The organism is Streptomyces sp. NPDC001922 (assembly GCF_042891165.1).
Classification (GTDB): domain Bacteria; phylum Actinomycetota; class Actinomycetes; order Streptomycetales; family Streptomycetaceae; genus Streptomyces.
In genome coordinates this window covers 335,111-353,380 of sequence record NZ_JBIASV010000007.1, presented here as the reverse complement: position 1 = coordinate 353,380, position 18,270 = coordinate 335,111, and the positions used below count along the sequence as shown (strand labels likewise).

Genomic DNA, 18,270 nt, shown 5'->3' with positions numbered 1-18,270 from the left:
CGGGATGGTGTCCGCTGTCCGGCCGGAGCCCCGGACGCGGCCCACGAGCGCCCGCCGGACTCCGGGCGCCGTCCGGGTCACCAGTGCGCGGGGCGGGTGAGCCGCGGGGGCAGCCGGGTCCGGCCGTCACCCTTGGCCGCCTGGAGCTGGGGCTGCACGAGGAAGAGGCTCCCGGTGAGGTCGGCGCCGCGCAGGTCGGCGTCCCGGAAGTCCGCGCCGATGACGTCCGCGGTCCGCAGATCGGCCTTCCGCAGGTCGGCCGCGATCAGCAGGGCTCCCCGCAGGTTGGCGCCACGCAGATCGGCGCCCCGCAGATCGGCTCCGACGAGGTCGGCGCCCCGGTGGTTCCGCCGCCGGCCGGGGACACCGGCCCGCACCAGTTCGCCGGCGCGCAGCAGCAGCTCGCTGACCTCCCCGCGGAGGGCCGGCACATCGGCCGCCAGGACCGCCTCGGCACTGTCACGGGTGAGTCGGTCGAGGGTGTGCCGGGCGCGACGGAGGTCGGCGTGCAGGGGGCGGGCCCGGGGCAGGGACAGGGCCTCGGTCAGATAGTGGAGCAGCTCATGGAGCTGCCGCATCACGGGGAACACGGCGAACATCTGCGGAGCGAGACCGGGAGCCTGCCGCCAGTCCTGTCCGCCGAAGGTCTCCTGGGAGACCCGCTGTCCCGCGCCGAAGCAGTCGAAGACGGTGCAGCCGGAGAAGCCTCGGTCGCGCAGGTCGGCGTGGATGCCGCAGCGGAAGTCCTGCTGGAGGTTGCCGCAGGGCCGGCCGGCGGCCTTGTCGACGGCGAAGTCGGCCGAGGCGGCGAAGGGCAGCGCGACGCAGCACAGCCCGAAGCACGCTCCGCAGTCGGCGCGGAGGGAAGCGGGATCCACTTCGGTGCGGTCGGTGGGGCTCTGACGGGACAACAGGACCTCTTCTGCCGTGGGGTGGCACCGGGCCGGCGCCTGTGCAGGGTGATGGGCGCATTCTCCCCGATCACCACGCCGCTCCGGCACGGATTTTCTCGCCCGGATCCCCGGGCCCTTCCTGGCGGACCGGTCCGGGGCCGGTGGGCTCTGCCGGTCCACCTGCCGTACCCGGCGACTCTCCCGTGGCGGCGCGGTCGTGGGCCGGGCCGGCTCGCGGTGGGACCGCTCGGACGGGGCCGCTCAGGTTGGGGAGGCTGGGGGCGTGCGCCTGGAGCGCGCATCCTGCCTTCCCCACGCCGCTGACAATCGGCCACCCCAGCCATAACGTCGTGACGTGCTGTCGACCGGGGGTCGCCCCTGCCCCTGCGGGCCGGGGTCGAGAGGGCCGACGGCTCGGAATCGGTACGCCGGCGCACGGCACAGGGGGAGTTGTGGGCGCCAACGCACGTCGACGGCCGTCCATCGACGGTCGGGCCGGGCTTTCCGGGGTCAGCAGCGATCGACGAACGGCACGAAGACGCATGCCCCTGGCCGATGTTCCGTTCGAGAAGCGCACCCTGCTCGCCGTGGGCCGAGCAGGGCATCGTTCGGAGAGCCGGAATGCACCCCTACTGACGGCACGTCAGGTGAAGCCCCGGCAGAATCCCACCGGGCCGGACGGAACGCTGGTTGCCGGCGCTCTGGGAATCTGGACTGCCCTTGCCGGCAGCCGCAGGAGAATTCGTCGTCAGGCTCTGGGAATCCTGCCGGTCACCCGGGAGGAGGCGGGCGTCTTCACGTACCCTGACGGACATCCCAGCCTCGGCACGGTGTACGCGGTTCATCCCTATGCGCACGACATCTACTATCCGCTGACCGAGGTCCACGGTTACCTGCTGAGGGCATGGATTCAGGACCTGGCGGACCTTCTTCGCGCGGCAGGTGCCGGATGCCTGCTCGTCCAGGCGGCGGACACCGCCGGCCGGCAGGAACTCCGCTCGGCCCTCGGCCTGCCCCTGGTCACGGAACCGGGCGTTCTCCCCGGGCAGCCGGACGCCGGCCTCCCGGCCACCCGGCACCAGCGGGCGGAGGTTGCGTACCGGTGGAAGCGGCAGGGACCGCCTCGCGTCGACCGCACGGCCAGTCCCCTGTCGCACCCCCTTCTGTCCGCTGACCCCTTGATCCTGGACATCGTGCGGACCCTGTTCGACGGCACGGCGGCCGAAGCCTCCGCGACCCTCCGGCCGAGCCGCGATTTCGGTTACACGCAGGACCTGGTGTCGAGCATCGAGGAGCAGGGCTTCGAGGTGGGCGGTGCGTTCCGTCAGCATGTGGCGACTCGGCTGGTCGTCCGTGTGGCTCGGGACCCGGAGGCCTTCGCACGGGACGCATAGGGGAGATCAGGGCTTCCGTGCGCCGCCGCACGGTTCGGTGCAGCCCGCGTCACCTCATCCGGTGCACCGCCACTCGCCCTCGTCGGCGCTCCGGTGCGGACCGCCGGCCCGCCCGGACAGGAAACCGACCATCAGCCCGCCCGGACGAGAAACCGCTGGTCGGCCGCGCCGGTGCATGGCTCCTGGGTCGCCTCGGCCCCCTCGGTGATGTCGTTGTCGACGATGCCGATGCACCGGCTGCTGTGGTCCGGGCGCAGCCGGAAGCCTGCGGTGCCGCCGGTGACGGTGGGCTCCAGACGGAACAAGGTGGCCCGGGCACACTTGTCCCGGGGTTCGAGCATGTTCCTGACCGGGCCGGCCGTCATGACCGTCAGGCACCCCTTCCCCAGCTGCGGATGGTGCCACTGGATCCGATAGAGGCCCTCGCCGGCGGGTTCGAGGTAGGTGCGCGGCACGGTGGCCCGGGCGCAGCGGAGCTGGACGGCGACGGCGCTGGGGTACGCGGCGTTCCGGTCGCGTCCGTCGGTCAGGCAGAGGTCGGGGGTACGGGCGGGGCGGATGGTGACCCAGCCGTCGGCGGGAGCCCGGGGTGTGGCGGGCCCGGTGGGCGTGGTGGCCGCGGCACCCGGTGCGCCCGGGGCGTCGGAGCCGTCGGGGAGCAGCACCCAGGCGGCCAGGGCGGTGAGCAGGACCGTGAGGACGGTGGCGAGCGCCACCGTGCGGCTCTTGGCGCGGCCCGACCGCGAGTCCGCGGGCTCCGGGGGCCGCTGGTGCTCCGGGGGCTGCGATGGGACCCCGGCCTCGGGACCGGGCGCCGTGACGGGCTCGGCAGCGCTCTCCGCGGCGATCCGGTTTCTGGCCTCCAGCCAGTCCCCGGCCCGCTGCCCGTCCCCGCAGGCGCGGACGAAGGCGGCCAGCACATCGGGGCGGGGCAGGCTCGTCCGTCGGAGGATGTCGGCCAGCGTGCTGCGTGCCAGCACATCGCCGTTCCGGGTGGCCCGCTCCTCCAATTCACGGTACGTCAGTCCCGAACGGTCCTTGAGCTGCCGCATCAACAGGACGAAGCCGGCGGCGTCCTGGACTTCGAACGGTGACGACTCCCCCGGGTGCCCCATGGAACGCCATCCTGCTACGGCCGTGGCAGGAGGAACAACGGCGGATCTCGCCATGTCCCCGTTGTCGGGACACGGCCCGGACACATCCGTGGCCTGCCCGGACACTGCGTCCCGGCCGGGACGGCCGGTGGCCGTTGCCGGTGCCCACCGGCCGTCGACGTCACGACGGCACCTCTCATCAGGGCGGCTCATCAAGACTGCGTCCAGGGGCGGCATCGCCCCCTCGCACTCCGGGTGTTCCGGATGCCGGGCGGAAGACCGCGGTGGCCACGGTCGCGGAAGCCCTGCCGCCGAGCCCCGGCCTCACCGTCGTGGCAGCAGTGCCGCCGCGCCCAGCGCCGCGGCCACCAGCAGGCAGGCGGCGAGCAGGAAGCTCGTCCGCATCCCCGCCGCGAAGTCCCCCAGAAGGAGCGCGCCGAAGACGGCGATGCTGACCGCTCCGCCTGTCTGGCGGCTGGTGTTGAGCAGCGCTGCCGCTGTCCCGGCCCGCTCGGCGGCGACGCTGTCGAGCACCAGGGAGGTCAGCGCCGGCATGGCGAGGGAGCCGCCGGCGCCCAGCGGGATCATCAGCAGGGCCGCCGGCCACGCGGCCGTACCGGTGTCGACGGCGAGCAGAACGCCGCAGCCCAGCGCGGCGGTCAGCAGCCCCGCGACGATCACCGTCCGCGGCCCGAAGCGGGAAACCGCGCGCGGCGAGAGGTAGTTGACACTTGCGGTGATCACCGCCATCGGCACGAACATCAGCCCGGCCGAGAGCGCCGACTGCCCCCGTTGGTCCTGGAAGAAGAGACTCAGGACGAACACTCCGCCGTAGAAGGCAGCGTTGAGGGCGAAGCCCGCGACGACCGGCACGGTGACGCCACGCTGCCGGAACAGCTCCAGCGGCAGCATCGGCGTGCGCCGTCGCGCCTCGACGGTCACGAAGCCGGCCCCGGACACCACCGCGACCCCGGCCGCGACGAGCACCCGGCCGGTGAGCCCGTCGTGCCCGCCCTCGATCACCGCGAAGGTCAGGGAGGCCGGCGCCAGCACCGCCGTCAGCTGTCCCGGCAGGTCGAACACAGCGGAGTGGCGCGGGGAGCGCGCCGCCCGCAGCAGGAAGAGGAGACCGGCGAGGCCGGCGGGCGCGTTGAGGACGAACACGGCGCGCCAGCTCCACTCGGTGGTGACCAGTCCGCCCAGGACGGGCCCGGCAGCGATGGCCACCGCACCGCCGACCGTCCACAGGGCGATGCCACGCGCCCGCGCGCCCGGCTCGGGGAACGCCTGCCGGATCAGCGCGAGCGAGGAGGGCACCATCACCGCTGCCGCGCTTCCCTGCACCACGCGCGCCGCCGTCAGCACCTCGAGCGTCGGGGCCGCCCCGCAGGCCAGCGAGGCGAGGACGAACGCGGCGAGCCCCCAGGCGTAGGCGCGTCGCGCGCCGACCGCGTCCGAGAGCGCACCGGCGGAGAGCATCAGCGCCGCGAACATCAGGGTGTAGCTGTCGGCCACCCACTGGAGGCCGGACAGTGAGCCACCGAGGTCCTCCCGCACGGCGGGCAGCGCGATGTTGACACCGGAGACGTCGACCGTGATCACGAAGAAGCCGAGGACCGCGGCGACCAGAGCCGCGACCGCGGAGCCCGGCCGTTCCCGTTCGTCCCGGGTGCCGGCCCTCGCCCCGACTCCCGCGCCTGCCCCGGACCGCGTCACGCTCATGGTGCTCTGCTCCTCACTGTTCGACCTGCCGGATGCGGAGAACAGCGTGCTCGGCGCGTGCGGCCTCCGGCAGGCCGAGCGGTACGGGGGAGCACGGTGCCGGGCCCTGATACGGCCTCCCTGACCGGAGGGCCCTTTGCGATAGTGGACGGATGAGCGAAGGCACGGAACTGGGCCGCTTCCTCCGCGCGCGCCGTGCGCAGATCCGCCCGCAGGACGTGGGGCTGCCCGTCGGCACCGGCATCCGCCGCACTCCGGGACTGCGCCGCGAGGAGCTGGCGACGCTGGCGGGAGTCAGCATCGACTACTACACGCGGCTGGAGCGCGGTCGCGAGACCCGGCCCTCACCCGCCGTCGTCACCGCACTCGGAGAGGCGCTCCGGCTCTCCGACGATGCGCTGCACCGGCTGCACGAGCTGGTGGCGCTCGCGGCGGGCCAGGTGCCGGCGCCGTCCGCGGGCCCGGCGCGTACGGTGCGCGAGTCGGTCCGCGCCCTGCTGGAAACCCTGCGTCCGTCACCGGCGTACGTCGTCAGTCGCACCAACGACCTGCTGGCCGCCAACCGGCCCGGCCTGCGCCTCTTCCCCGGCATCACGGACTGGCCGCGGGAGCGCCGCAACACCACGCGCTACATGTTCCTGCACCCCGTGGGCCGCACGCTGTACCGGGACTGGGAGGCGATGGCGGCCCACAGTGCGGCCCATCTTCGGGCGATCGCGGGCGCCGACCCGGACGTGCCGGAGCTGGCCCGGCTGGTGGGTGAACTCATGCTGAAGAGCCCGGAGTTCGCCCGGTTGTGGGATCGGTACGACGTACGGGCAGGCGGTGGCGGCCGGAAGCACTTCCAGCACCCGGAGGTCGGCTCGATGCGCCTCACCTTCGAGGTGATGGCGATCCTCCGCACCGACGGCCAACGCCTCGTCACCTACCAGGCCCGGCCCGGCACCCCGGACCACGATGCGATGCTCCTGCTGGACATGGCCAGCCCCGAGGACGCGGCGCTCCACGAAGGGGCCGAGCGGTAGCCGGCCCGGGTCGCGCAAGGCGTACTCCGGGGCGTGCCGAGCGGCCACCGCCGAGGTACCGAGGTGGTGCGGCGCGGCACGTCGCCACCGGAGAAACGGCCCGGGATCGGCATTGTCCACTAACGGATCGCCACAGCGCGTAGTTAGAATCTCACCTGACAAGCCATCATCAATTTCAGCAACGAGTCGGCATGAGCTCCGATCGATGGTGGTTGAAAGCGGCGATAATTGCACACCGAATGACCAACCCCGCAACACCGGTTGACCTGGCAAACACAGCCCCGGAGCCGATCCGGTACAGTTGGGAGCGAACCTGTGTTCTATTACGTGCTCAAATACGTGATCCTCGGACCGTTGTTGCGACTGCTGTTCCGACCACGGATCGAAGGTCTCGAGCACGTACCCGAGGAGGGGGCGGCGATCGTCGCCGGCAATCATCTGTCCTTCTCGGACCACTTTCTGATGCCGGCGATTCTGCGCCGCCGGATCACCTTTCTCGCGAAGGCGGAATACTTCACCGGGCCGGGCCTCAAGGGACGGCTGACGGCCGCCTTCTTCCGCAGCGCCGGACAGATCCCCGTCGACCGCTCGGGCGGCAAGGCGGGCCAGAACGCCATCCGGGAAGGACTGGGTGTACTGCGCAAGGACGAATTGCTCGGCATCTATCCCGAGGGCACCCGGTCGCATGACGGGCGGCTCTACAAGGGCCGGGTCGGGGTCGCGTCCATGGCCCTCCAGGCGCAGGTCCCGGTGGTGCCCTGCGCCATGGTCGGCACGTTCGAGATCCAGCCTCCCGGCCGGGTGCTGCCGCGGATCAAGCGGGTGACGATCCGGTTCGGCGAGCCGATGGAGTTCTCCCGCTACGCCGGGATGGCCGACGAACGCGCCGCCCTCCGAGCGGTCACCGACGAGATCATGTACGAGATCCTCCGGCTGTCCGGCCAGGAGTACGTCGACCGGTACGCCACCGAGGTGAAGGCCGAGCTGAAGGCCGGGACGGCGGAGCAGCACCGGCACCGGCTCGTGCACTGACGCGAAGGCGCACGGCAGGGACACCGGCGCGCGGCCCGGTCGCGCAGAGGCCGCACCGGTACGCGGCCGGGCCCGGGCGCGGACCGCACCGGCACACGGACGGGCCACGCACCACCGGCCCGACGTGGCCGGGCGCCGACCGTGCACCGGCCCACGGCGGGCCGCGGGCACGGACGAGGGGACGACCCGGAACTCCGGGCCGTCCCCTCAGTGCTGTGCGGTCCTGCCGGTCAGTGCACGGTGGGCAGATCCGCCGCCGCCTTGGCGGCGGTCCTGGCAGCGTCCTTCGCCTCGGCGGGCTTCGGCGTGGCGTGCGGGTCGCACGTCACGTCGCGACGGCCGAGCGTGCCCTTGAGCAGGTAGTCGTCCACCCGCTCGTTGATGCACGGGTTGACCAGGCCGGTGACGCCGTGCGAACCGGCGTTCCGCTCGGTGATCAGCCGCGAGCCCTTGAGCCGCTGGTGCAGCTCGACGGCGCCGTCGTACGGCGTGGCGGCGTCACGGGCGGACTGCACGATGAGCACCTTGGTCGCGCCCTTGCCGGTGCCGACGTTCAGCGGGGTGCGCTGCGGCGCGCCCCAGGTGGCGCACGGCAGGTTCATCCAGGCGTTGGACCAGGTGAGGAAGGGGTAGTCCCGGTGCAGCCGGGTGTTGTCCCGGTTCCACTTCTTCCAGCTGGTGGGCCACTTGGCGTCGGCGCACTCGACGGCGGTGTAGACGGCGTTGCCGTTCTCCGCGGAGATGTTGCCGGCGGTGTCGGACATGTCCGGGCCCGCCGCCTCGACAAGTGCCTTCTCGTCACCGGCGAGGTACTTGCTCCACACCCCGGCCACCTCGGGCCAGGACGAGTCGTAGTACGGCGCGCTCTGGAAGAAGCCGAGCAGCTCGGCCGGGCCGACGACCCCGCCGATCGGGTTCTTCTTCGCCGCGGCGCGGAGCTTCTCCCACTGCTTCTGGACCTTCTGCGGCGTGTTGCCGATGTGGTAGGCGGCGTCGTTCTTGGCGACCCACGCCTTCCAGTCGTCCCAGCGCATCTCGAACGCGACGTCCTGGTCCAGGTTGGCCTGGTACCAGATCTTCTCGCGCGACGGGTTGACCACACTGTCGACGATCATGCGGCGGGTGTGCTTCGGGAACAGCGTGGCGTACACACCGCCCAGGTAGGTGCCGTACGAAACGCCGAGGTAGTTGAGCTTCTTCTCGCCGAGCGCGGCACGGATGACGTCCATGTCGCGTGCGGTGTTGGGCGTGGTCATGTGCGGGAGCATCGTCCGGCTGCGCTTCTTGCAGCCGTCCGCGTAGTCCTTGGCCAGCTTGCGCTGGACGCGCTTGTCGGCCTCGCTGTCGGGCACCGGGTCCAGCTTGGGTGCCTTCACGGACTCCTGCGGGTCGACGCAGGAGATGGGCGTGGAGCGGCCGACACCCCGCGGGTCGAAGCCCACGAAGTCGTAGGCCTTGGAGGTCTTGGTCCACAGCGGGTTCTTGCTCGTGACCCGGAGCGGGAACCGCATACCGGAGCCGCCGGGGCCACCCGGGTTGTAGATCAGGGCGCCCTGGCGCTCCCCGGCCGTGCCGGTGTTGCCGATACGGTCCACCGCGATCCTGATCGTGCGGCCGTTCGGCTTGGCGTAGTCGAGCGGAACGCTGACGTAGCCGCACTGAATGGGCTTGGGAAGGCTCCAGTCCGCAGGACAGTCCTTCCAGTCGATGCCCTGCTGCGCGGCGCGTGCCGCGGCGGCCCGGACACCCCGGGCCTCGGCGTTGCCGCCATTGTTCTGCTGTGCGTCGGCGCTGGCGCTGGGGGCGGTCATGGCCCCGACGATCAGCGTTCCCGCTATCAGAGTGCCGGCCGAGCCGAGCACTGCTGTGCGTCTCACGATTGTTTCCCCCTGCTGGGTACGCCGCTCGGGCGGCGGTGATCACAGAGCTTGCAGGAGGATCCTTCCGTCTCCGCCCGGTTGTGCGATAGATCGTGCGACGGAATCTTTACCAAGACGTCAACTTCCGTCCCTCCGCACCCTCCACCAGGGCATCCGCATGCTCGGGTCCGTCCGGGGCCGCCCCTGCCCGGCACGGGACGCCCTCGGACACGACCGGCACCGCCGGTCGACGGGACCGCCGGCTCCGCTCACCCCGGGCCGGGCAGCGCGGAGTCGAGCATCCGCCGCAGCCGCAGCGCGTCCGGGGCCAGTGCGGTGGCCAGGACCGCGGGGCCGGGGAGCGGGGTGACAACCCCCTCGCCGTCCGCCGGCCCGCCACCGAGACACCGGACCTCGGGGACGTCCTCCTCGAAGGCCGGGTCGACGACGAGGAGTTGGCCGACGGCGCGGTGGGTGTCCAGGACGGCCGGGGTGTCCCAGCCGGGGGCCCCGGGACCGTAGGTCGTCTCCTGGTCGAGCAGCAGCCGGTCGCCGTGACGGGCGGTGAGCCGGGTGACGAGACGGCCCGGCCGCTCGCCGGAGCGGCCGAGCACCTGCTCCTCGCGCAGCACGAGGCGGGCCGTCGGCGCGAGCCGGACGCGCGTGGTGAGAAGCAGCTCGCTGCCGGCCGCGGAGATCAACGGCTCGAGGAGCCAGTGCAGTTCGGCCCCCTCCCCCACCCATACGTCGACGTCGTACGTCGCGGGCCCCGCGGCACGGCCGGGCAGGGCGACGGTGGCCGCGGCCGCGGTCACCCGCAGTGCCGCCCCCGGCTCGACGGCCACGTCGAGCCGGATCCGGTCGCCGCCCAGCGGCGCGCTCATGGCGCCGATGACACAGACACCGGCGGCGGACCCCGGTGCCCGGACCCGGCGCAGGGCGAGCGGGCCGTGCCCGTCGAGAACGGGAAGGGCCGTGCCGCCGCGCCCGTCCGGAGCGGCGGTGATCCGGGCGGCCGCCCGGACGGCGGCACCGCTCCCCCGCGAGCCGGTCGCCCCGGCTCCGTTCACCCGTGCACCACCCACCCGGGCCCCGCTGTCACCGCTTCCGCTCATACCGGTTCCGCGAGCCACGCGGCGCGCCGCTCCCGCACCCAGTCGGCGATCGGCTTGACGCCGTCCTCGGCGACCAGGGAGGTCATCACGACGGGCAGTGCGCCGCGCTGCTCCGCGGCGTCCCGGGCCATGCGGTCCAGGTCGGAGCCGACGTACGGGGCAAGGTCGGTCTTGTTGACGACGAGCAGATCGGCGGTGGTGACGCCCGGTCCGCCCTTGCGCGGGATGTCGTCACCGCCCGCGACGTCGATGACGAAGATCTGGGCGTCGACCAGCCCCTTGGAGAAGGTGGCCGTCAGGTTGTCGCCGCCGGATTCGATGAGGACGAGGTCGAGCCCGCCCGCGGGGGCAAGGGCCTCCTCCAGTTCCTCGACGGCTTCGAGGTTGGCGGAGATGTCGTCGCGGATGGCGGTGTGCGGGCAGGCCCCGGTCTCGACCGCGGTGATGCGCTCGGGCGGCAGGACGGCGTTGCGCAGCAGGAACGCCGCGTCCTCACGGGTGTAGATGTCGTTGGTGACGACGGCGACGGAGAGTTCGTCGCGCAGGGCGCGGCAGAGCGCGGCGACCGTGGCGGTCTTGCCGGAGCCGACCGGACCGCCGAGGCCGACGCGCAGCGCACGGCGGGTACCGTCGGGCCGCAGGGCCCCGGGCGCGCTCCAGGTGTGCCGCTGGGGAAAGGTTTCCGGGTGATCCAGGTGCATCTCGGCTCCAGGGGTTCGGGTCATGAGGCGAAGAGACGTACGGGCCAGCCGGCGTGCCGCTCGGCGGCGATGTCGAGGAGCGGCGCGGAGGCCGCGGGGAGGGCGTCCACGCCGTCGTGGAGGGCCTGTTGCGCGGCGACGGCGGCCTGCCCGGCGACCCGGTCGAGCGCGGGTGCCAGCCGGGCGAGGACCGCGGTGGCCTGGAACGGGTCGAGGCCGAGCAGCCGCACCGCGGCGGTGGCCGGAGCGCTGACGGATTCGTACCCGGCGGCGTGCGCGGCGTCGAGCGGCGTCAGCCCCGCGGCGCGGGCGGCGAGGCCGAGGACGACGGGCTGATGGACCCCGCGCGGCCGGGCGGCGGCCAGGGCGTCGAGCTCCGGGGAGGGCCAGACGGCCCGCGCCGCCCGCATCATCTGGCGCCCGAGCCGCCGCGCGGTGACGCGGAGAGCGGGGGACGGGGTACGGGCGTCGGCGGCCTCGTCCAGCAGGAGCGGGTCGAGGCCGGCGGCCGCAGCGGCGGCGAGCGCGGCGGCCACCAGCCCCGCGGTGTGCAGCCGGCCGCGGCAGAAGTCGCTCAGCGTCGCGGCGTCGCGGATCCGGCCCGCGTCGACGGCGGCCTCCGCTCCGCCGGAGTGGGCGTGCCCGCCCGCGGGGAACCGCCCGTCGGCGAGCACCAGCAGCGCGGCGCGGCCCGCGGACGGTCCTGCCCCGTCCGGGGCGTCTGCGGCCGCTCGGCCGCGGCCCCCGGTGACCGGGCCGTGCACGGGCTCGTCCGGCGATTCCCCGCGGTCGGCGAGGGGCCCGCCGGGGCCGGACGCGGTGCCGCCGCGGGTGCCGGACGCGGGCGGCGGACCGGCGGACGGCGCGGAGTCCACCGCGACACCGGTGGTGGCCTGCCGTGCCGGCGGGCCGAGGGAGGTGCTCATCGTGCGGGCCGCCCGTTTCAGAGGGTTCAGAAGAGGAAGTACCGCTGGGCCATGGGCAGTTCCTCCGCGGGCTCCGGTTCGACGGCCGTGCCGTCGATGGTGACCGTGAAGGTGTCCGGGTCGACCACGACCTGCGGGCGCGCGTCGTTCTCCCGCATGTCGGCCTTGCCGACGCCCCGGGTGCTGCTGATGGCGGCGAACCGTTTGTCCAGACCGAGCCGTTCGGGCAGCCCGTCCTCGAGCGCCGCGGGAGCGACGAAGTTGACGGAGTTGGCCGCCGGGGCCCGGCCGGTCGCCCCGAACATCGGGCGGGGCAGCACCGGCTGCGGGGTGGGGATGGAGGCGTTGGCGTCCCCCATCTGCGCACAGGCGATCTGCCCGCCCTTGAGCACCAGCCGGGGTTTGACGCCGAAGAACGCCGGGTCCCAGAGCACCAGGTCGGCGAGCTTGCCGGTCTCCACGGACCCGATCTCGCCGTCCAGGCCCTGGGCGACGGCGGGGTTGATGGTGTACTTCGCCACGTAGCGCCGGGCGCGGTGGTTGTCCGCCCGGCCGTCCCCGGGCAGGGCTCCCCGCCGCTTCTTCATGACGTGGGCGGTCTGCCAGGTGCGGAGCACCACTTCGCCGATGCGCCCCATCGCCTGGGAGTCGGAGGAGATGATCGAGATCGCTCCGAGGTCGTGCAGCACGTCCTCGGCGGCGATGGTGCTGGGCCGGATGCGGGATTCGGCGAAGGCCAGGTCCTCCGGCACCGCCGGGTTGAGGTGATGGCACACCATCAGCATGTCGAGGTGCTCCTCGACGGTGTTCACGGTGTGCGGGCGGGTCGGATTCGTCGAACTGGGCAGCACATGGGGCTCGGAGACCACGGTGATGATGTCCGGTGCGTGCCCGCCGCCCGCTCCCTCGGTGTGGTACGCGTGGATGGTGCGGCCGGCGATCGCCGCGAGGGTGTCCCCGACGAATCCCGCCTCGTTCAGGGTGTCGGTGTGGATGGCGAGCTGGGCGCCGGTCTCCTCGCACACGCCCAGACAGGCGTCGATGGCGGCGGGCGTGGCACCCCAGTCCTCGTGGATCTTGAATCCGAGGGCGCCGCCGCGCAGTTGGCTGTGCATCGCCTCGCGGGAGGTGGTGTTGCCCTTGCCGAGCAGCCCGATGTTGACCGGATACGCCTCCATCGCCTCGAACATCCGGGCCAGATGCCAGGGGCCGGGGGTGATGGTGGTCGCCTTGGTGCCCTCGGCGGGTCCGGTGCCGCCACCGACGAGCGTGGTGATGCCCGAGGCCAGGGCCTCGTCGACGAGCTGCGGGCAGATGAAGTGGACGTGCGCGTCGATGGCGCCCGCGGTGACGATCCTGCCGTTCCCGGCGATGATCTCGGTCTCGGGCCCGATGACCAGGGCCGGATGGACGCCGTCCATGGTGTCGGGGTTCCCGGCCTTGCCCAGGCCGGTGATCCGGCCGTCCCGGATGCCGATGTCGGCCTTGATCACTCCCCAGTGGTCGAGGACGACGGCGCCGGTGATCACGGTGTCAGCGGCGCCCTCGGCACGGGTGGTACGGGCCTGGCCCATGGACTCGCGGATCACCTTGCCGCCGCCGAAGACGGCTTCCTCGCCCGCGGCTCCGGGGCCGCCGGCCAGGTCGCGCTCGATCTCGATCAGGAGGCCGGTGTCGGCGAGCCGGATGCGGTCCCCCGTGGTGGGACCGAAGAGATCGGCGTATGCGGCACGGGAGAGTTCAGCCATGGTGCACCTCGTCGTGGATTCCGCCGCGGGTGCGGCTGCGCTGCGTACCGGCCGCGTCGCCGGGGTGCCGGGGGCCCGCGGCCCGTCCGGAGCCCGCTCCGACCGGCCGGTGTCCGCCGGTCACAGGGCACCTCCGGTCTCGCCGCGCAGTCCGGGAACGATCCGCCGCCCGGCGATCGGCACGAGCTCGACCTCGACGGGGATGCCCGGTTCGAAGCGGACGGCCGTGCCGGCGGCGATGTTGAGCCGCAGGCCGCGGGCTGCCGCACGGTCGAAGTCGAGACCGGGGTTGGCCTCGGCGAAGTGGTAGTGGGAGCCGACCTGGACGGGCCGGTCGGCGGCGTTGAGAACGGTGACTCGGGTGACGGGGCGGCCGGCGTTGAGCGGCACCGGCGCGTCCTCGAACAGCACCTCTCCGGGGATCATCCGCGCACCCCCGTCAGCTGATCGGCTCGTGGACGGTGACGAGCTTGGTGCCGTCCGGGAAGGTCGCCTCGACCTGGACGTCGTGGATCATCTCGGGGATGCCCTCCATGACGTCGTCCCGGGTGAGCACCTTGCGGCCGGACCGCATGAGTTCGGCGACGGTGCGGCCGTCGCGGGCGCCCTCCAGGATGTGCGCGGTGATGAGGGCGACGGACTCGGGGTGGTTCAGCCGCACCCCGCGGGCCCTGCGCTTCTCGGCGACGTCCGCCGCCACATGGATGAGCAGCCGTTCCTGCTCGTGCGGGGTCAGTTGCACGCTTCCCACCTCACCGTCGTCGACGCTCCCGGTCCTGCGGCGGGAGCTGCCCGGATGCCGTCCCCGGGCTGCGGCGCGTCGCGTCGCGGAAACAGGCGCACCACACACCGTGTCGGTGGCCGCCCTGCCACACCGGCCCGCGGGGACGGCCGTTCCGGGTTCGTTGCCGCAGGCTACTTCAGGGGCGTTTCAGGGACGTTAACTCTCCCGGTCCGCGGCACAGTCCCGTCCTCCGGCACGGGCGTCGGCAGCGGCGCGGGGCCGCGCCGCGGCGCTCTTCCTGCGATCGGCCCCGGTCCTCACCGTCCTCGCGACGGCCGACCGGCGGGCACCGTGCAGCGAAGCTCCCACCGCACACCGCGCGTTGCTGCCCCGCCGCGGCCGACCGCCCATCGGCCGGCGGCGGTCGCGAGCGGCCGTACACCCTTCGCCACATCGGACGGAGGCGTACGGCTTCGCGGTCATGTGCCTTCTTGCCCGTGCGGGCCGGCGGGCCCGGCCGTGCCCCGCACCCACCGGCACCCAGGCGGCACTCGGGCGGCACTCGGGCGGCACTCCACCAACGGCCCGGCACGACAACGGAGTTGCGCGGTCAGCCGCCCCGGTTGCGGTCCCCGGCCTCCGGACCGCGGTGTTCCGCGGCGATTCCGAAGCGGCGGCGTTCGCCGGCAGCGGACTCGCCGGGGCGCACCACCGAGACCGTGCTGATCACGCGGTCGTCCGGGGCGCTCTCCGCCTCTTCGAGTTGTTGCAGGTCAGCTGCTGAAACCAGCGCCACGAGGGGCTTGCCGTGGCGGGTGACGACCACCCGCTCACCGCCATACACGACGCGGTTGATCAGTTCCGCGAGCTCTGCGCGGGCTTGCGTCACCGGAATCTCGTAGGCCATGCTCCCCATTCTAACGGGATGTACGTCCTGTACATTTTTTACAGACGCTTCGCTCCTTCCGGAGCACCGACGAGAGGTGTACCGATGGACCGCCCCACCGCCCGCCACGTCCTGCCGCAGTTCTCCGAGCGCACCGGCTCGGGGGTCCGCACGACGGATCCGTACTCCAAGCTCCTCGAAGAGCGGATCGTCTTCCTCGGCTCACCGGTCGACGACACCTCGGCCAACGACGTCATCGCGCAGCTCATGCACCTGGAGCACGCCGCCCCGGACCGCGACATCTCGCTCTACATCAACTCCCCCGGCGGATCGCTGACCGCGATGACGGCGATCCACGACACGATGCAGTACGTCACCTGCGACATCGAGACCGTGTGCCTGGGACAGGCCGCGTCCGCGGCCGCGGTGCTGTTCGCGGCCGGGGCACCCGGGAAGCGGCTGATGCTGCCCGGCTCCCGCATCCTCATCCACCAGCCGTCCTTCTCCGAGCCGATCCAGGGACAGGCGTCGGAACTGGAGATCCACGCGAACGAGCTGCTGCGACTGCGCGACCTGCTCGAGGAGCTGCTCGCACGGCACACCGGCCGGCCGCGCGAGCGGATCGCCGGCGACATCGAGCGGGACACGATCTTCGGGGCCGAGGACGCGGTGGCCTACGGGCTGGCCGACCACATCCTGGGCAGCCGCAAGCAGTCGGACCTCCGCCGGGCCGGGTGAACCATGAAGCCACTGCCCGAGCTGCCCCCGCTGCCCGCCCTGACCAGGGCGGAGGGCGAACTGGTCGACCGGTATCTGGAGGTGCTGGATCTGGTCGGGCGGATCAACCCGGGGCGGGCCACCCACACCTACAGCGGCCTGCGCGCGGCACAGGCCCTGGTCGGCAGGGCCACCGCCCTGCGGGACGCGCTGGCCCTCATGCACGACCGCGGGGAGAGCCACCTGCACACCACGACGCTGACGCGGGCCCTGCGGGTCCTGGACGGCGAGCGCCGCGCGGCGCGGGCCACCCTGCCGCCCGAGAGCGCGGGCTGACGGGGCGCCACCTGACAGATCGCACCGGCGCCCGTCCGACGCAATCTGACGGATCGCCACCTGATGGGCTCTCAGTTGCGGCTGAACGGACTCGCTCAATCGATGGACCTTCGAGCAGGCCGTCGCACTGATCGACTTGCGCGCAGGGCGGAGCGGGTGCAGGCCCGGCACGACCCCGTCGGCACCAGGATTTCCCGCATAAGACAGGAAGGCAGAAAAGAGCACTACTCACCCGAACGACACATACGTGATGAAGGTCACACAGGGTCGCGTCGGTCCCGAATCCTCGGCGGCGGCAGGGAGCATCCGGAAAACGACAAGCCCCCGCCGCCGCGGCGGGGCAGTCCGGACGGACGCCGAATCCTGCCGCCGTCCCGGATGACGGGCCGACAGAAAGTGCTTTCGGCAGGAGTGGAGGACCCGAGCAGTGCGGAGCGGACCGCGGCCGTGGGCCGGGCAATGGTCCGCTCCTGGGGTGAAGCCGCTGCACGCGGCCGGGCCACTTCGCCGTCCCGAACCCGACAGGCCATCCCTCACAGGCGGCTGACGAAGGGTCGCACATGGCCGCACCAACGCACGTCCCCTCGCTGTTCTCCCGGGCGGGCGCCGCGTCGGCGCTCACCCTCGCCGCTGTGGGCGGCACCCTGCTGGGCCCCGGCTCCGCACCGGCCCAGGCTGCTCCCGTTCCGGAGACATCCCAGGTCAGCACGGTCTCCCCGGAATTCGGAGCAGGGGGCACGGCCATGGCGGGCAGCGGTGTCCGGCCGCCCCGGGGCACGACGGCGCCGCCCGGCACCGAGCTGCCCCGCTCCGGACCGCCCGCCCCGCCCGGCATGGCTCCGCCCATGGTCGAGAAGGCCGCGCCCGGGATGGAACCGCCCCCTGATCGGACCGGCCCGCCGGACGCCCCGGGCAGACCGGCCGGCCCGCCGGCTCCGGGGACGGGTACGCCGGCGGCCCGGCCCCCGAAGGCCGACGCCTCGGGGACGCTGCCGCGGCCGAAGCCGCCGAAAGCCGAGCCGCCCAGGAGGAAGCCGCCACGGAGCGAACCACCGAAGACCCAGGCGCCCCGGGAGGAGCCCGCGCGGCCGGCTCCCCGCAGGCCCAGGCCCGCCAAGCCGACGAAGCCGAAGGCGCCCCGGCACAAGCGGACCACGCTGTCGCCCGGGATGCGTGCGCTGCAGATCGCCGCCTCGAAGCAGGGCTCGCCGTACGTCTGGGGTGCCGAGGGGCCGTACCAGTTCGACTGCTCGGGGCTCACCCAGTACGCGTTCCGGCTGGCGGGCAAGCAGCTTCCGCGCACCGCCGCTCAGCAGTACCACCACGCCCCGCACGTCCCGGCGTCCCGACGTCAGCCGGGTGACCTGGTCTTCTTCGGCTCGCCGGGCGGGATCAACCATGTGGGCATCTACGCCGGCGACAACAAGATCTGGCACTCGCCGCGGACCGGCACCCGGGTCCGTCTGGAGACGATCTGGACCCGTAACGTCACCTACGCACGGGTGAACTGACGAGCGGGCACACCTGAACCGACCAGCGGATGGGCCGTTCCGGGGAAGCGGCCCGCACGACGGCACCGGCGGCCTACGGTGGCTCCCGTATCGGCTGTCGGTGCCCGGGAGCAGCTTCGGTGGCACCGGAAGACCTCCGACCCCGGCGACCTGGGAGCACCATGTCCTTCCTCAACCCCGTCCGGCACATCACCGTCGACTCCCGTGACCCGCACGCGCAGGCACGCTTCTGGTCGGCGCTCACCGGCTACCGCGTCGAGGACGCCGACCCGGCGGACGATTTCGCGCTGCTCACCGCGGGCGAACCGGGCGTGCCCGGGCTCCTGTTCATCCGTGTGCCGGAGGGGAAGTCGGTGAAGAACCGGATGCACCTGGACATCCAGCCGGCCACCGGCACCCGGGACGCCGAGGTGGAGCGGCTGGCCGCCCTCGGCGCCACGGTCGTGGCCGACCACCGCGACGGCGAGGGGCTGGGCTGGGTGGTGATGGAGGACCCGGAGGGCAACGAGTTCTGTGTGGAACGGAGTGCTGTGGAGCGCGGGTTGACGGCATGAGCGGGTGCGCCGTGCCGGGCTGAGGCACGACAG

Annotated in this window: 17 protein-coding genes and 1 pseudogene; 7 read left to right on the top strand and 11 right to left on the bottom strand. The window is 72.9% G+C overall.

Annotation, left to right across the window (positions count from 1 at the left end; translation table 11 throughout):
• Window positions 1-77: 77 nt before the first annotated feature.
• Window positions 78-911, bottom strand: a complete 834-nt coding sequence (locus ACFYYR_RS15475; RefSeq protein WP_388852300.1) for a pentapeptide repeat-containing protein — start codon at window positions 909-911, stop codon at window positions 78-80.
• A 524-nt stretch (window positions 912-1,435) separates the two neighbouring features.
• On the opposite strand from ACFYYR_RS15475, the gene ACFYYR_RS15470 reads away from it, so the two are divergent.
• On the top strand, window positions 1,436-2,287 hold the full coding sequence (locus tag ACFYYR_RS15470) for a hypothetical protein (protein ID WP_388852297.1): 852 nt from the start codon (window positions 1,436-1,438) through the stop codon (window positions 2,285-2,287).
• A gap of 131 nt (window positions 2,288-2,418) precedes the next feature.
• Here the strand turns inward: ACFYYR_RS15470 and ACFYYR_RS15465 are convergent, their stop codons facing one another.
• Window positions 2,419-3,402, bottom strand: coding sequence for a helix-turn-helix domain-containing protein (locus ACFYYR_RS15465; protein ID WP_388852294.1), 984 nt, complete (start codon window positions 3,400-3,402; stop codon window positions 2,419-2,421).
• A 303-nt stretch (window positions 3,403-3,705) separates the two neighbouring features.
• Window positions 3,706-5,103 carry an MFS transporter gene (locus ACFYYR_RS15460; protein WP_388852291.1) on the bottom strand — a complete coding sequence of 466 codons (1,398 nt, stop codon included), beginning with the start codon at window positions 5,101-5,103 and terminating at the stop codon, window positions 3,706-3,708.
• A 152-nt stretch (window positions 5,104-5,255) separates the two neighbouring features.
• Here ACFYYR_RS15460 and ACFYYR_RS15455 point away from each other — a divergent pair, with 152 nt between their 5' ends.
• Window positions 5,256-6,128 carry a helix-turn-helix transcriptional regulator gene (locus ACFYYR_RS15455; protein ID WP_388852287.1) on the top strand — a complete coding sequence of 291 codons (873 nt, stop codon included), beginning with the start codon at window positions 5,256-5,258 and terminating at the stop codon, window positions 6,126-6,128.
• A gap of 315 nt (window positions 6,129-6,443) precedes the next feature.
• Window positions 6,444-7,160: a lysophospholipid acyltransferase family protein gene (locus ACFYYR_RS15450; protein WP_388852284.1), complete on the top strand. Its 717-nt coding sequence runs from the start codon at window positions 6,444-6,446 to the stop codon at window positions 7,158-7,160.
• Window positions 7,161-7,390: 230 nt separating this feature from the next.
• Here ACFYYR_RS15450 and ACFYYR_RS15445 read toward each other — a convergent pair whose 3' ends face one another.
• The 8 genes from ACFYYR_RS15445 to ACFYYR_RS15410 all read right to left on the bottom strand — a co-directional run bounded on the left by ACFYYR_RS15445 (window position 7,391) and on the right by ACFYYR_RS15410 (window position 15,140).
• Entirely contained in the window at window positions 7,391-9,037 is a 1,647-nt protein-coding gene (locus ACFYYR_RS15445) for an alpha/beta hydrolase (protein ID WP_388852281.1), read from the bottom strand.
• A gap of 251 nt (window positions 9,038-9,288) precedes the next feature.
• Window positions 9,289-10,134, bottom strand: a complete 846-nt coding sequence (locus ACFYYR_RS15440) for an urease accessory protein UreD (RefSeq protein WP_388852278.1) — start codon at window positions 10,132-10,134, stop codon at window positions 9,289-9,291.
• On the bottom strand, window positions 10,131-10,835 hold the full coding sequence (ureG, locus tag ACFYYR_RS15435; RefSeq protein WP_388852548.1) for an urease accessory protein UreG: 705 nt from the start codon (window positions 10,833-10,835) through the stop codon (window positions 10,131-10,133). The genes ACFYYR_RS15440 and ureG overlap by 4 nt, the downstream gene beginning before the upstream one ends.
• Window positions 10,836-10,855: 20 nt before the next feature.
• Window positions 10,856-11,515: an urease accessory protein UreF gene (locus ACFYYR_RS15430; protein WP_388852545.1), complete on the bottom strand. Its 660-nt coding sequence runs from the start codon at window positions 11,513-11,515 to the stop codon at window positions 10,856-10,858.
• 272 nt (window positions 11,516-11,787) lie between these two features.
• The gene (locus ACFYYR_RS15425) at window positions 11,788-13,509 is read right to left on the bottom strand and encodes an urease subunit alpha (RefSeq protein WP_388852275.1); all 1,722 of its coding nucleotides are present in this window, start codon (window positions 13,507-13,509) and stop codon (window positions 11,788-11,790) included.
• 120 nt (window positions 13,510-13,629) lie between these two features.
• Window positions 13,630-13,935 carry an urease subunit beta gene (locus tag ACFYYR_RS15420; protein WP_351511385.1) on the bottom strand — a complete coding sequence of 102 codons (306 nt, stop codon included), beginning with the start codon at window positions 13,933-13,935 and terminating at the stop codon, window positions 13,630-13,632.
• Window positions 13,936-13,948: 13 nt separating this feature from the next.
• Complete coding sequence (locus ACFYYR_RS15415; RefSeq protein WP_388852271.1) at window positions 13,949-14,251, bottom strand: urease subunit gamma; 303 nt, start codon at window positions 14,249-14,251, stop codon at window positions 13,949-13,951.
• 592 nt (window positions 14,252-14,843) lie between these two features.
• Complete coding sequence (locus ACFYYR_RS15410; protein WP_388852268.1) at window positions 14,844-15,140, bottom strand: type II toxin-antitoxin system Phd/YefM family antitoxin; 297 nt, start codon at window positions 15,138-15,140, stop codon at window positions 14,844-14,846.
• An 84-nt stretch (window positions 15,141-15,224) separates the two neighbouring features.
• On the opposite strand from ACFYYR_RS15410, the gene ACFYYR_RS15405 reads away from it, so the two are divergent.
• The 4 genes and pseudogenes from ACFYYR_RS15405 to ACFYYR_RS15390 all read left to right on the top strand — a co-directional run bounded on the left by ACFYYR_RS15405 (window position 15,225) and on the right by ACFYYR_RS15390 (window position 18,237).
• The gene (locus tag ACFYYR_RS15405) at window positions 15,225-15,857 is read left to right on the top strand and encodes an ATP-dependent Clp protease proteolytic subunit (RefSeq protein WP_388852265.1); all 633 of its coding nucleotides are present in this window, start codon (window positions 15,225-15,227) and stop codon (window positions 15,855-15,857) included.
• A gap of 3 nt (window positions 15,858-15,860) precedes the next feature.
• Window positions 15,861-16,172, top strand: a complete 312-nt coding sequence (locus tag ACFYYR_RS15400) for a hypothetical protein (protein WP_388852262.1) — start codon at window positions 15,861-15,863, stop codon at window positions 16,170-16,172.
• A gap of 1,160 nt (window positions 16,173-17,332) precedes the next feature.
• Window positions 17,333-17,683, top strand: a pseudogene (locus ACFYYR_RS15395) (C40 family peptidase); the annotation flags it as partial.
• A 161-nt stretch (window positions 17,684-17,844) separates the two neighbouring features.
• Entirely contained in the window at window positions 17,845-18,237 is a 393-nt protein-coding gene (locus tag ACFYYR_RS15390) for a VOC family protein (RefSeq protein ID WP_388852259.1), read from the top strand.
• The last annotated feature ends 33 nt before the right edge of the window (window positions 18,238-18,270 follow it).

Excerpts from the sequence above, each read along its gene's own strand:
- ACFYYR_RS15390 (WP_388852259.1), top strand. The coding sequence starts at position 17,845 with ATGTCCTTCCTCAACCCCGTCCGGCACATCACCGTCGACTCCCGTGAC.
- ureG (WP_388852548.1), bottom strand. The coding sequence starts at position 10,835 with ATGCACCTGGATCACCCGGAAACCTTTCCCCAGCGGCACACCTGGAGC.
- ACFYYR_RS15400 (WP_388852262.1), top strand. The coding sequence starts at position 15,861 with ATGAAGCCACTGCCCGAGCTGCCCCCGCTGCCCGCCCTGACCAGGGCG.
- ACFYYR_RS15405 (WP_388852265.1), top strand. The coding sequence starts at position 15,225 with ATGGACCGCCCCACCGCCCGCCACGTCCTGCCGCAGTTCTCCGAGCGC.
- ACFYYR_RS15460 (WP_388852291.1), bottom strand. The coding sequence starts at position 5,103 with ATGAGCGTGACGCGGTCCGGGGCAGGCGCGGGAGTCGGGGCGAGGGCC.
- ACFYYR_RS15420 (WP_351511385.1), bottom strand. The coding sequence starts at position 13,935 with ATGATCCCCGGAGAGGTGCTGTTCGAGGACGCGCCGGTGCCGCTCAAC.
- ACFYYR_RS15425 (WP_388852275.1), bottom strand. The coding sequence starts at position 13,509 with ATGGCTGAACTCTCCCGTGCCGCATACGCCGATCTCTTCGGTCCCACC.
- ACFYYR_RS15465 (WP_388852294.1), bottom strand. The coding sequence starts at position 3,402 with ATGGGGCACCCGGGGGAGTCGTCACCGTTCGAAGTCCAGGACGCCGCC.
- ACFYYR_RS15470 (WP_388852297.1), top strand. The coding sequence starts at position 1,436 with ATGCCCCTGGCCGATGTTCCGTTCGAGAAGCGCACCCTGCTCGCCGTG.
- ACFYYR_RS15410 (WP_388852268.1), bottom strand. The coding sequence starts at position 15,140 with ATGGCCTACGAGATTCCGGTGACGCAAGCCCGCGCAGAGCTCGCGGAA.
- ACFYYR_RS15455 (WP_388852287.1), top strand. The coding sequence starts at position 5,256 with ATGAGCGAAGGCACGGAACTGGGCCGCTTCCTCCGCGCGCGCCGTGCG.
- ACFYYR_RS15440 (WP_388852278.1), bottom strand. The coding sequence starts at position 10,134 with ATGAGCGGAAGCGGTGACAGCGGGGCCCGGGTGGGTGGTGCACGGGTG.